4 protein-coding genes are annotated in these 14,351 nt (G+C 45.9%); all 4 read right to left on the reverse strand.

Going from position 1 to position 14,351, the window contains the following annotated elements; translation table 11 throughout:
* On the reverse strand, positions 1–1,001 hold a 1,001-nt coding region (locus NWP25_RS00130; protein ID WP_280698611.1), incomplete at its 3' end, for a cohesin domain-containing protein.
* Between the two features lie 356 nt (positions 1,002–1,357).
* Positions 1,358–11,158, reverse strand: a complete 9,801-nt coding sequence (locus NWP25_RS00135) for an Ig-like domain-containing protein (RefSeq protein WP_280698612.1) — start codon at positions 11,156–11,158, stop codon at positions 1,358–1,360.
* Between the two features lie 187 nt (positions 11,159–11,345).
* The gene (locus tag NWP25_RS00140) at positions 11,346–11,510 is read right to left on the reverse strand and encodes a hypothetical protein (protein WP_280698614.1); all 165 of its coding nucleotides are present in this window, start codon (positions 11,508–11,510) and stop codon (positions 11,346–11,348) included.
* Positions 11,511–11,658: 148 nt separating this feature from the next.
* Positions 11,659–12,729 carry a hypothetical protein gene (locus NWP25_RS00145; protein ID WP_280698616.1) on the reverse strand — a complete coding sequence of 357 codons (1,071 nt, stop codon included), beginning with the start codon at positions 12,727–12,729 and terminating at the stop codon, positions 11,659–11,661.
* Positions 12,730–14,351: the final 1,622 nt, after the last annotated feature.

The following is a 14,351-nucleotide window of genomic DNA, read 5'->3' on the forward strand; positions in this document are numbered from 1 at the left end:
CCTGATGGGAGGGTTCCCCCAAAGTCTGCGGCGTTAGCGGGGGTATTTCCTGTACCTATGACAGACCAATTAGCACCACTTGTACCCGTGGTGTTCCCTGTGCGGGTAACTGTGAAGGTGAAGGGTGTAAGTCCTTCGTTACCTTCTGACTGTGTGACATTGGCGGGGGCAATGTTGATTAAGGGCAGTGTGTCATCTACAATATTCAAGCGCCCATCTATTAATTGTGCCGGAACAGTGTCTTGACCTAATGCTATTTTGCCAACTCTTCCTTCCACCAGGTCTAAGTTAATCTCTTGTGCTAGAGTCCCTGGTGGTACCTGGAAAGTTAATTCAGCTATGGTGATGCTATCTGTGGTAATGGCTGAGGTTCCAGAGATATCCACCCTAACACTGTTTGGCTGAATATTACTTGTTAAGGTTAAACCTTGTGGTAAGTTCCCACGGTTGACCTGGGTTAAAGTAATGGCGCTGTTGTAGTTGATTGTAAAGTTGATAGAGTCAACTCCAGTAGCACCATTGAGGGTTACAGGTACTGTGATTGTTTCCCCTGGGTTACTGGTTAAATTATCTGCAATGGCAATAGAGAATAAGGAAGTAATAGTTACTGGTACAGTGGAACCAGGTAATGATCGGATATTAAATATTGGATTAACTAAACTGAAGTTTGTATTTCCCGGTGAAGCGGTTTCTTTTACCTCAAAGGTGAAGATGGCAATGCTACCTGAACTATTTTGTGGTAGTGGTGTAGCCGTATCAAGACCTACTGGAATTCTGTCAGACGGAGGATTTAGCGGCCTTGTCAAAGCCCATTCCTTTAAATCTTTTAAATCTTTTATTAAATCACCTTCCTCAACACTTATGAAATCAACTAAATTATTGTCGTAAGTAATTGTAAAGTTAAATGCGAATGCTCCCGTAGCGTCATCGATATTAATCGGTACTTGGATTCTTTCCCCTACTTTAACTGTTAGGTCAGCTGGGATAAAAATATTTTGCATATACCTTCTCCTAAAATACTCAGGACGATTGATCAAAGATGGACTTAAAGATAGTAGAGGACTTGTGAATTACCAAGACGTATTTACTACTTTATAAAACAGAGAAATTTTATCAAAATTTCTAGGGATACATCTACTTGTTAGATTGAGCATTGAGCAAGGTGGTAATAAATTGGTTTAAATTACCTGAGGAATATCAAAAGGATATATATTTTGTCAAAATATGCCTCGTTGACCAGAGCCTGAATGTGTTTACTCATGGTAAATACAATCTGATTTACATAGCGTCAGTCATAGGTAATTTAAACCAAATAGAGGCGGTAAAACCGCCTCATCTCAATCTTTAAATACCCCCATTAAACCAATGGTGGGAGGAAGGAGCTAGGCTGTCCCACGGATGCTAGGCGCAACACCGTCGCATCACCAGCATCTAAACCTCCGTTCCCTGTAGCGTCTCCTATAATCAGAGGATCAGTCACAGGGAAAGCTCTAAATCCTGTATCAAATCCTACGTTGACCCGAGAAATTAAGCCCGCACTTGCACTCCCCACACCAACATAGCCTTGTTGTTTAACGGTGTCTCCCACTAATGCCACCAACTGTACCGCACTGTCTCCTACTAAGCCTGCACCGGGAAGTATTTGCAGTAAACCTTGAGCACCGTAGGTTGCGGTGTCTTTAACCTCAGCATTCAAGGTGATTAAGTCGGTACTAGCATTGAGGGTAGATCCTGTGAGAGCAAACTGAGCTCGTCCTGTTAAAGGATCGATGTCGGGGCTAGAGGTGAAACTCCAACCATCGGCTGCTACACTTGCTTCCTTAATGTCCAGTAGGTCTGGGTCATATTGCAAGGTAAAGCTAATGTTCTGCACACCACCGGGATTGCTGATGCGGATGGGTAGAGGATTGAATTGACCACCCCCACGTATGTTTACCTCTTGACCGGGAGCACGGCTAAAGTCAGGTAAGGTAAGGACTGGTGCTGTAGAGCTATTGACGGTAAAGTTCTGAACGTAATTACCACCAGAGACATTATTGGCATCACCATCAAGTAAACGTCCATTCGTGCTAACAAAACCATCATTACGGCTCTCCAGGGTGAGAGTGTAACTACCGGGTGCTAGAACATCACCTGTTTTGACAAAGGTGAGGGTGTCAGCATTGCCTTGGTCCCAAATCAGGGAACCCTTGATAATGTTGCCGTTACCATCGGTGAGACGGAGGTCTGGTAAATCAGTAACTGGTGCGAGTGGATTGTCTAGGTCTAATCCTTTGTAAAGGTTAAGGACACCGAGATTAAGGTCATTATTGAATGTCAAGACAAAGCCACTGGCGTTCTCCTCAAAACTCGTTACTTTAAAGGTTTCACCACCGATGATACTATCCACAGGCACCACTGTTTGTGCACTTGGACTGGGGTTACCTGCGGTATCTTGGGCGGATGCTGCTGCTACACCAACTGTTAAATCACCTTGAAAGTTAGGCTGTGGGGTGACCACTAAAGTATATACGTTGCTACTGACTGGGTTGAAGGCTCCCTTAGTACCATTGGTCACTGTAATATCCTCAGTGGCAAAGTTGGTAACCGCTTCACTAAAGGTGAAGGTGTAGGTGATGTCGTCCCCACTAGCGATCGCCCCTGATGCCAAACTGTTGGTAATGGTGACTGTGGGTGCTATGGTATCCACTGCAAAACTAAAGGCTGGGGATGTGCCGGTATTAGCCACCGCGTCTGTTTGGGAAGCGGTGATGGTTTTACCTGCTCCCTGGCCAATGGTCTGTAAGTTTGCTGTTGTGAGGTTGTATGTGAAGTTACCCTGTGCATCCACCACCGCAGTACCCAGTGCTGTCCCTGCGAACCTGATAGTGACATCACCACTACCTGCCTCAGCCCTACCTACTACTGTGTTGTCCCCTGCTGCACCACTAACGATGCTATCCGCACTACCGATGTTGGTAATGGTGACTGTGGGTGCTATGGTATCCACTGCAAAACTAAAGGCTGGGGATGTGCCGGTATTACCAGCCGCGTCCGTTTGGGAAGCGGTGATGGTTTTACCTGCTCCCTGGCCAATGGTCTGTAAGTTCACTGTTGTGAGGTTATATGTGAAATTGCCATTTGCATCCACCGTGGCTGCACCCAATACTTGCTGTCCTAAGAGGATGGTGACATTACCTGGTTGAGCAGTACCTACCACTCTGTTGTCCCCTGCTGCACCACTAACGATGCTATCCGCACTACCGATGCTGGTAATGGCAACTGCGATCGCTGATGTACGAACCAACAGTTCTTGAGACTGGTTCGGTCCAATATTACCAGCGGCGTCGGTTTGACGAGCCACCAAGTCCAGAGTCCCTTCCACAAGTTGACCCGGGGCAATATCCAAAGACCAGTTACCGCCTTCCTCAACATCCACCGTCCCGACACTTGTACCGCCAAGGGTAACGGTAACTGTCGCTTCCGCTTCCCCTGTACCTGTGATGGTAAAGCCAGCTGCAGCCTCTGTGGCGTTGATGGCGTTATCCCCTGTCACCGGGTTAATAATCGGTGCTGCCGGTGGGGTGAAGTCTAAGGTCAACAATGCTGGTGCATCAGCTGATAGTAGGACACCTGCTATATCTTCAGCTGCAGCCGTAACATTAATAACTCCCTCGCCCAAAGTACTCAAGTTAGGAGTTACAGTCCAGGCACCACTAGTTACTGTACCAGTGACTTCCACCTGGTTACTGTTGCTATCGGTAAAGACAACTGTAACTGTCTGACCTTCTGCCCCAATTGCAGTACCAGATATGCTAGTTGCTGCAGATTCACCAGCATTGATCAAGGTATCACCAGGGGTATTAATGCTAATTGCTGTTCCATCCAAAATAACTGTAACAGTGCCCGCGATCTGGCTGAGATTAGGAGTGGGGAAGTCCACCAGTTCCACAATTCTGACAGTACCGTCTCCTGTAATAGTCCGACCATTGGCTTGGGCTGCGGTCAAGGTCAGGGTTTGTCTAGGTTCCACCTCAAAGACATCTACCCCGGATATATCCAAGTTAGTCAAGTCTTCCACGGTCTTGACGATCACCGTGACATTATTTAAACCAGCACCTACACCTGAGAGGTCAGTGGAGGCTGTGAAACCTGTCACTGTCAATGCACCTGTACCTGTGATGCTCTTACCACCAGCTTGGGCTGCTGTTAAGGTTAGGGTTCCAGCATCCACCTGGAAAGTATCTACCGTAACCAGGTTATTGTTACCACTAATATCCGTTGCTGCTGTCACCGTGGCTGTGACATTTAACCCAGCACCTACACCTGACAAGTCCGTGGTAGCGGTTAAACCTGTCACTGTCACTGCACCTGTACCTGTGATGCTCTTACCACTGGCCTGGGCTGCTGTTAAGGTCAAGCTCTGGGTTCCCACCCCAAAGGTATCTACCGTACCCAGGTTATTGTTAGCACTGATATCCGTTACTGCTGTCACCGTAGCTGTAACATTTAACCCAGCATCTACACCTGACAAGTCCGTGGTAGCGGTTAAACCTGTCACTGTCACTGCACCCGTACCTGTGATGCTCTTACCACCAGCTTGGGCTGCTGTTAAGGTTAGGGTTCCAGCATCCACCTGGAAACTATCCACCGTACCCAGGTTATTGTTACCACTAATATCCGTTGCTGCTGTCACTGTGGCTGTGACATTTAACCCAGCACCTACACCTGATAAGTCCGTGGTAGCGGTTAAACCTGTCACTGTCACTGCACCTGTACCTGTGATGCTCTTACCACCAGCTTGGGCTGCACTCAAGGTTAGGGTTTGGTCTGCAACTGTAACTGCGACATTACCAAGGTTGGTATCACCTGCTAAGGTCACAGATCCTGGGGCTAAATTAGCAGTGGCGATGCCAGTGCCGGTAATACCGCCGAGGTCAACCTCATCGCTGCCTAAACCAGTAATCGTTACTTGTCCAGCATTGGTAATTGAGCGATCGCTAGCCTGAGCGGCTGTTAAGGTCAAATTGCCAGTTGCATTGACATCGAAGGTGAGAGTTCCAGCCAGAGTTGCTGCTGTCACATTCAGGGCTCCGTCAACTGCCAATGTCACCTCAGAGACGTTAATATTACTTAAATCTGCCGTGAGTTCATTACCAGGTCCAGTCAGGACTACAGTACCTTGTCCAGCGATGGCCGCTCCACTGGCTTGTGCTGCAGTTAGGGTAAGGGTTGCACCAGTTTCCAAGATCAATGTATTGGTGCCATATACCAGAGTTAGATTATCTGCCCGCAGTTCCAAGTTACCGCTCAAGGTGATGGAATTTCCTAGGGTAACTTCCTCCACATCTGCTTGAATTACTGCGGCTCTTAACTGGAGTTCAGTGAAGACAGTTACCTGGGCTAGTGGAACAATCTCCTGGTCAAAACCTGGAACCGCTACAAGTTGACCTTGGTTATCTAAAGCCTTCACCACTACGGTTGAGCCTTCGTTTGGCAGGATGATAACGCTGCCTGCATCAGTTCCCAGATTAGTCAAGTTGTAGTCCGGGAATTCGATAGTTGGTGCGTTGATCCCACCGACTACGAAGTTTTCACCAAATGCTCTCAAGTCAATCTGTTCTCCCGCAGCCAGGGTACCAGTGATCCTTAAAGTTCCAGAACCAGCTAAACTGGCTTGATCACCTTCTGATGCGGTATCTAATATGGATTTAAATTGTGACGCTGTGAAGACGAGGGTGGAATTAGTTACAAATTTTGGTATGCGCTGACTCGTTAAGGTCAAATTGCTCAATCCAATCTCACCATTACTAACTTCCAGGGTGTTAACCCCCGACCCCAAGTTGATTGACCCTGACAGTATAACTGTACGCTGGTCAGAGCCTGGGCCAAAGCGGAAGCCTACTGTGTCATTTCCTCCTAGGGTTGTGATGTTGAGTCCAGCGAGGGAAGCGGTAGGGGGATCACCTGTAAAGTCCAAACCAGAGACATCAATGGTCAAGGTGTTGGCATTGTCAGTACCGCTAATGGACAAAGCACTCGCTTGATCTGGGGTGAGGATAAATTTTGAAGTATCGCTCAGTGTGAGACTAGTTAATCCTGCTGAGAATGTGGCATCTGTAAAGTCAACACTGTTTGTGCCAATCACATTGAAGGTAAAGAAACTATCCCCGATATTTCCGGTAACAGCAAGAGTACCGTTGCCGTTGATAGTAGCGTTGTTCACAGTATCCGCCGCCAAGGTCAAAGTCTGACCCCCACCAATATTAGCACTGGAAATCTTCCCAAAGTTACTTTGAATGGCACTCAGTTTGTCGGTAGCCATGTTTCGGGTGATAACCGAGACAGAACTATCATCTGCTGCACTGAGCAAATTGGTAATGACCGTTGCATTTGCAGTATTTGCATCAGTTAACCTGAGATTGGTGAGAGTTGACACCTTAGTCCCTTGGTTGGCAACCGCTTCTAGCCGTTTGACACCCATACCAGAGGCATCTACAGCCACAGAATCAGATGCAACTGCAGCACTGCTTAGTAAGGTGGCAATTATAGGTGCAGTGTCAGATCCGCTTAAAGAGAGGTTAGTGAGGTTAGAAATTTTGCCGATGGCGTCAGCTAATGACTTATGCTGCCCTTGGTTCATCCCCTGTGCATTCACCAATACAGAATTTAGAGCTACAGCGTCACTGCCCAACAAAATCCTTATGGTGTTGTCGTTCTCAGAATTGCTCAGGGAAAGGTTGGTGAGGCTGCTGACCTTATTAATGTTGGTGGCAATGGCAGATAAGATGTTGGTGCCAATACCAGATGCATTAATAGCAACCGTATCCGCTTCCACAGTTCTGCTTGACAGCAGTCCATTGATTGTGCCCAGGGAATTACCATTGTTGAGGCTGATGTCAGTGATACCGTTATCCTGAACCTTAGCAATATTTGCTACCACTGAGGCTAACTGAGCTTCAGTCATACCAGCGGCATTTACTCTAGCCGACTGGACAGAAGCTGCCTGGAGACGTGTAACGATTTCCCCAGGTGATTCCGCTGCGGTAATCAGTACCTGGGTGTCTACGGTGAATGTCAGGTTAGCGGACTCACTGACATTACCAGCGACATCTGTTTGGGTAGCGGTGATGGTTTCCGCTCCCTGACCAAGGGCGGTTATATCGGCAGTGAATACGGGAATTGACCATGTACCATCGGCACCTACAGTCACTGTGTTGCCAGCCTGTAGAACCCTGCCGCTATCCAAGGTCAGGTTGACTATTCCACCAGGCTGACCAGTACCGGTGATGTTAAAGCCTCTTTGTGACTCAACAACATTAACGATGTTGTCCCCGGCAATCTGGTTAATTCCAGGAGCACCCGGCGGCTGGGTAGCCAAAGTAATGGTGCGGGTAACTACTAGACTAGTATTGCCTGCCCCATCTGTTTGAGTACCACTAATCTGAATGTTTCCCTGACCCAATGCGGTAATCTCTGCCTCTGTCACGGGAATTGACCAAGTACCATTAGTGACTAAGGCGGTTTTGCTCTCAGCACCGACACTGAGTGTGACTGTTGCCCCGTTCTCCCCTGTACCTGTGATGGTCAAACCTGCTTCGGCTTCATCGGCATTGATGATGTTGTCTCCTGCGATGGCGTCAATAGTAATTCCTCCAGGAGCCACAGTATCAACGGTAAAAGGCAAGGTTGCTTGCTGACTAACATTCCCAGCCCCACCTCTTTGGGTAGCAGTGATGGTTTCTAACCCTTGACCAAAGGCGATCACATCTGCCTGTGCCACTGCAATTGACCAGTTGCCATCAGCACCTACAACTGCGGTATTATCACTTAATAGAACCCGATTACTGTCAAATTCTAATGTCACTGTTGCCCCGACTTCACCAGTACCAGTGATGTTAAAGCCTGCTTGCGCCTCTGTGGCGTTAACAATGTTGTCGGGGGTAATGTTACCGATGGTGGGCGCTAGGGGTGGTACGGTATCCACAGTAATGGTACGGGTTGCTGCTGGGCTAGTATTGCCTGCTGCATCAGTTTGAGTGGCAGTAATCACCTGTTGTCCCTCACCAAAGACTGCTATCTCCTCTGGTGTCAAGGCAATTGACCACCCATTATTGCCTGATACAACAACCGTCTTGTCAGCAATACCACCGCTGCTGAAGCTGAGTTTTAATATCGCTCCAGCTTCCCCCGTACCTCTGATTCTAAAACCTCCTGAGGCTTCATTGGCGTTGACAATATCATCTCCCGCAATGGGATTAATTACCGGTACGGAGGGAACCACCGTATCTACCTGAATGGATCGACTTGTAGACGAGCTCACATTCCCTGCTAGGTCTGTTTGGGTAGCAGTGATGATTTCTGCCCCTTGACCAAAGGCGGTTACATCTGCGGCGGTTATCGGTACTGACCAATTACCATTGGCTGGTACTACTAAGGTATTGCCACTGGCCAATGTGCCACCGCTGGAGAAGTTGAGTGTTAATGTCGCCCCGGCTTCTCCTGTACCCGTGATGCTAAAACCCACTGAGGCTTCATTGGCATTGACAATATCATTTCCTGAAATTACGTTAATGACTGGAGTCAGGGGGCGAACTCTATCCACCGTGAAGGACTGAGTCACCGTTGAGCTGACATTCCCTGCTATATCTGTTTGGGTAGCAGTGATGGTTTTTGACCCTTGACCAAAGGCGGTTACATCTGTGGCGGTTACAGGTACTGACCACTTGCCATCACCACCTACCTGTACTGTTTTTTCAAAAATACCCGTGCTAAAGCTGACTGTGACTTGTGCCCCAACTTCCCCTGTACCAGTAATTGCAAAACCACTTGCCTCGGCAATGTTGACTCTATTATCTGTGGCAATGGGGTCAATTGTGGGAGCAGCCGGCATCAAAGTATCCACCCTTTGAACAACTGGCTGCACTGCAAGGCTGGGGTTACCTGCAGCGTCCTGGGCCGCTCCCTCTGCTACAGCCACTGTCAGTTCCCCTTCAAAGTTAGCATTAGGGGTGACCACTAAGGTGTAGGCGGTAGGGCTGACCTGGGTAAAGGTTCCCTTAGTACCATTGGTGACTGTAATATCCCCGTCGGTAAAGCCCGTGACCCCTTCACTGAAGGTGACAGTGTAGGTGACAGAACCAGTGGCAATGTCAGGAGCATTGCTGGTGATACTGACTGTGGGTTCAAGGGTATCCACTGTGAATTGTTTGGTAACGGGTTGGCTGTCAATGCCATTCAGCCTCTGGGTGGCAGTAATAACCTCTGTTCCCTGGTCAAAAGCATCTACATCATCAATGTTTACATTAACTGACCATGTACCATTACCACCTACAGTCACCGTGTTGCCACCTGCTAACACATGACCGCTATCAAATACTAGTGCGACTGTAGCTCCAGGTATACCAGTACCTGTAATGTTAAAGCCTGCATCTGCTTCGCTAAAGTTGACTATATCATTACCGGCAATGGTGTCGATGGTAGGGGTGGCTACTATGGTATCCGTCGGGTTATTTGTAACTGTAATGGTGACATTTGTAGGAGGGGATGTAACTTCGCCTGCATCCGTGGCAGTAATTCCCAGGGTGAAACTGTTGGGAGTCCTTTCAAAGTCATTAGCAGCAGATGCCACACCTGCTGGTGTGAGGGAAATTTCTCCGCTACTTTCATTGATGCTGAAAAATCCATTCTCATTTCCACTGACAATGGCATAATTTCTGATACCGACGTTATCAGTATTATTTAAGTTATCCTCTGCTGCCACTGTTCCCACCAAGAAACCCTGAGCTTGGTTTTCTTGGTAGGTAAAGGTTTGACCCGCTGTGATGGTAGGAGGAACACCGTCAAAGACGTTAAATGAATTATTAGTTAAGGTGTTTCCTGCAATGTTAACCGGCGTTGTAATTTGTCCTGCATCCCGCAGCACAACACCTACTTGCCAACCACTGATGGTGTTACCAATTATGTTCAAGTTACCTGCAAAGTTGCCGTATTTATCAGGATTACGGGTGTTATTCCCATTTAAGAAAACCGGCTGTAAGTCAATAGCATAGTAAGCAGCGTTGTTGGGAGTGCCCTGTTCTCCCAAGAATTGGTTGTTACTGACGTTTACCTCACCTGGCAAGCTACCAGTGAGTGACAACCCAGTTGCCAAGGGGAAGTTGGTAATTGCTCCGGTATATGCCAGAGTATTACCCTGAATGGTCACACCGTTAAAGTCACCACGAATATCTATTAAGTGGGGCAGGTCTCTACTTGGAGGTGTATTATCTAACAGTGTTCCCAGGTCTTTTCTGATGTTATTATTCCTAATAATCAGGTTACTGCCGGAGTGTCCGTTTTCTACACTGGCACTAGCTACGATGGCTGGTGTCGTTCCTGACCTTCCCAGGGGTAGATCACCACCAGCATTAACAAAGTTCTCAAAGGTGTTTTCCTCGATGGTGATGTTGTTAAATACAAAGTTGCTGGATTCTTCACCCCACAACTGAATACCACCGCTGTTACCCTGGCCGTTATTACCTTTGATTAATACCCCGTCGTTGGTTCCTTTGATTTCAAACCAGTAACCTGAATAATTAGTATTACCCTCATTAACACCGTTGTTGAAGGTGTTGTTTTCTATTCTGACATTGGTAAGAGATGACAGGTAAAGGTGGGCAGCTTGGGGATTGGAAAAAATGTTGTTACTTATATCTGAATCATTCAGACCTGCTAAATACAACGAACCACTAGTACCTACACCAGTCATATCACCAATGTAGTTACCACTGATATTCCATCCGGTGACTACCGCTGGACCGTTGTAGTTATTGGCATCTCCAAAACGAGGGCTATTAGCTGCTGTGTAGCCAGTGAGGTAGCTGTTTTTTAGTTCAAAGTTATTGGGGTTACCTTGCCAAGTTAGGGGACCATTTGCATTGTTCAGTCTGAAACCATCGATGATCACGTTATCGGCTGCTATTGTCACCTTACCGTTAATCCAGGCTTCACTTGCCCTGGGATTCTCTGTTGCGGCACTGCCCTGATTTGGTCCAATGAGTGTTATGGACTTATCAATAGTGAAAGATTCTGCGTAAGTACCCGATGTTACCTGAATGGTATCCCCTGCAGCAGCAGCGGCGATCGCATCGGCAATGGTTGTGTAATTAACGTTGTTGGTCAGGTTAGTGACTGCCATTGTGGGTGTAAATCTCCTATCTAATAGTTAACAATGGTTAACAGACGTAAGCAATTGATTGAATGATATTAACAGTGAGCCTCAAAAGGGTGATCGTCCCGTAATAAAGGTATTTATCTGCACCCTTGTGTTTCTTGGTACATTCAATTGGCTACTAAAAGCATCAACTTCGGAGCATGGAATCACCCTAAAGGTGATCAGCGATTAATAGTCCTAAACTTATGGCAAAAATGACGAAAATATCGCATCTAGCGAATCGAGCATTACACTTAAATGTTGCTAATCGGACTTTGAATCCCTGAGCAATATTTTTGGCTTTGTGCTGAGAGAGATGAATAATTCCTGATGTCATCCAGATTACCCCTCAAAATTAAACATTACATACTGACCAGGCTCCTAAACTAAATACAACAAAAACAAAGAAAACACTGACCATATTTTTGAGCATTAAACAACGGTTATTTTGCCACAGATTATACATGAAAAAATCTATTTTTCACTCAAAGACCTTTAATGGCAACGCGCATTTCGCTTAGACTGGCACCAATAGCTAAAAAATCTGCGTTTTTAGATAGGGCGATTACCGTAACATCATCGCTAGAGTCGAGAATTCCGTTGTATGCAAGTATTGCTCTATTCAATATTTGGGGATCAACATTCGATATAGGTACAGCCTGGAACTTCTTATCCTCCCTGCTCGTAATTAACTGCCGGGAAAAGTTGAACTGTTTAGCTCGACTTTCCGGCTCTGCTAGGGATACAAACAGTTCTGGTAAGGTGTTAATTAGCGCTGCTACCTGAGTATATTCTGCACCAGTCAGAGCAATACTAGTACCGACCTGAACTTGAGATAGGCTGAACTCAGCTGCTGTAGCTAGTGCCAAAAATGCCGATGTATTGGTAACTTGCCGAAATGTGCCCTCCAGCAAAAACTGTGACGGATTATCATTAACTGATGTCAATGTCACCACCGTGCTCACTTGGTCATTAACTGTAGCCGTTGCCGCCGGAATTGACAAGGTTCTGTATATCCCTGTCACTGTAACGCCTCTTCCAATTGCAACTTGAGCAGCTGCAGTTTCACCTACCTGAATTGGAGTCACTGGGGTAGTCGGAGTGACATTGGGAGCTACCGTCACTGGGGTAGCCGGAGTGACATTGGGAGCTACCGTCACTGGGGTAGCCGGAGTGACATTGGGAGCTACCGTCACTGGGGTAGCCGGAGTGACATTGGGAGCTACCGTCACTGGGGTAGTCGGAGTGACATTGGGAGCTACCGTCACTGGGGTAGCCGGGGTGACATTGGGAGCTACCGTCACTGGGGTAGTCGGGGTGACATTGGGAGCTACCGTCACTGGGGTAGTAGTAGGAGCATTGATATTAGCGGGAAATACTGTTTGTTGTGGTACAGTGACAGGGGTTATATTCACCGGGGCTGTAGCCCTCCCCGGTAGAGTTACTCCACTAAGGGATCCCACTGGAACTGGTCCTGCTAGGACAAAATCCGCACACATAAACCCCAAACAACAACTGCACACGGAAGTAGCAGCAAACAAATTAAATCGTTTCATAACACCTCACACAACTACGGAAACAGACCATTATACTGGGTTGTATGTGTAACTAGAAACTAAATGTTATCCTCTAAAGTTACTGTGACCAATATCCAATACTTATTACTATTATGCCAGTGTAAATCCTCGGATAATATTTCTACCACGGTATCCAGTATTTAAACTAACCCCATTCCCAACCAATCAGTTGCTGATTTCATCTCATAAACTTATTTTTTCATGGTTAGAATAGGACAATGCCATGTCATTATGGCTTATGGTGTGCTTGTTTGCGTGGTAGACACAAGGTAAAAAATTACCTATGCTAGAAGAGTACGAGGTCAACTACAAGGTTATTCATCCTATTTACCTAATAAAGTCTTCCTGTTAAGCTGAAGCCCACAGGTGAAAAATTTTACGACTTCATGGGTACACGATCCACAGTGAGTGCGGCACGGCCGCGCCTAAAATCTGTAAAAACACCAGGCCGGAATACGGAATCCATACCCTGATCTAAAGAACAAAGGTAGGGTCTATTTATTTACTAGGTAATATATCAGTTATTCTTAACTGAAACAATGAACTATAAGATAATTTCATATTATCTTCACATTTAGATAGATATTACTGTATGGTTTTATATATAAATAAAACACAGAAGTATCAATGTTAACTTCTGGATCAGACATCCCTTGGCTGTTCTAACCCAAAGTCAAGCTTCATCGTAAGTTCGACGAATTAAAAAACGGCAGGATGCACAGGACATAAGTCTTTTTCCGTGACAAAACTATTTGCAAATAAAGTGTTTAGTCATATCGGGGACTAGCTGAAGCTCATTAAAAGTGGTTAGAGTTAGCTTGAATGCTAGCAATTCTCCCCGGTCATTAATAATCAAAGTACTAAATATATTGCCATCAAAGAAGTGATATTGACTGCCACACAAAGTCATTCAAGTTCCCCCATGGCAATCCATTTGATTCTCGAACAAGACTCAGTACACACTCAAACCCTTGTGTCCTGTTCCCTGTTTCCGCCGCTAGATGTTAGAGACCTGAACAATGCTGTGTTTTACCAATTCATCCGTTTGTGCAAAGCCATACATAGTAGGACTTTTACCTTTTTCTAACCGTCTAACTCACATTTATTTGTTAAGCATGCACTAGTTTAACTTTACATCCTGAATAGATACAAGTAAATTTGAGCCAGTTACTTTAATGTAGCAGTTAGCCCGGGCTACTAATGTTATTTTTTTGAGTAAAAAAGTATCTAAAATTACAGAATTTTAGGCTGACTAAATAGAAAATCAGTCAAATTTGTGGCTGAGTTAATGGAGGTTAATGGAAAAGCCCACTGTCATCATCCCTAACCTTGTGGGAATAGAGACACTAAATTTGTAGTATACATACAGTATTAATTTAACCTCACAGTTGCTAGTTGTGGGAATTGTGAATCTAGAAACATCATATTCAGAGATTAAAAATTTACCTAAGGAGGCTGAAGTATTTGGGTTAAGAATATGCTCTTCCCCTAATCAAATTATCAAAAATGTTTACAAGTGTACCAATAGTTTCTTAAACTCCTAATTAGGTTATTTACAATTTATGCTTTGTCAACCAAGGTTTAGTTTTGGGGGTTAATGT

This window comes from Umezakia ovalisporum Ak1311, from assembly GCF_029891685.1.
Lineage (GTDB): Bacteria > Cyanobacteriota > Cyanobacteriia > Cyanobacteriales > Nostocaceae > Umezakia > Umezakia ovalisporum.

Excerpts from the sequence above, each read along its gene's own strand:
- NWP25_RS00135 (WP_280698612.1), bottom strand. The coding sequence starts at position 11,158 with ATGGCAGTCACTAACCTGACCAACAACGTTAATTACACAACCATTGCC.
- NWP25_RS00140 (WP_280698614.1), bottom strand. The coding sequence starts at position 11,510 with ATGACATCAGGAATTATTCATCTCTCTCAGCACAAAGCCAAAAATATT.
- NWP25_RS00145 (WP_280698616.1), bottom strand. The coding sequence starts at position 12,729 with ATGAAACGATTTAATTTGTTTGCTGCTACTTCCGTGTGCAGTTGTTGT.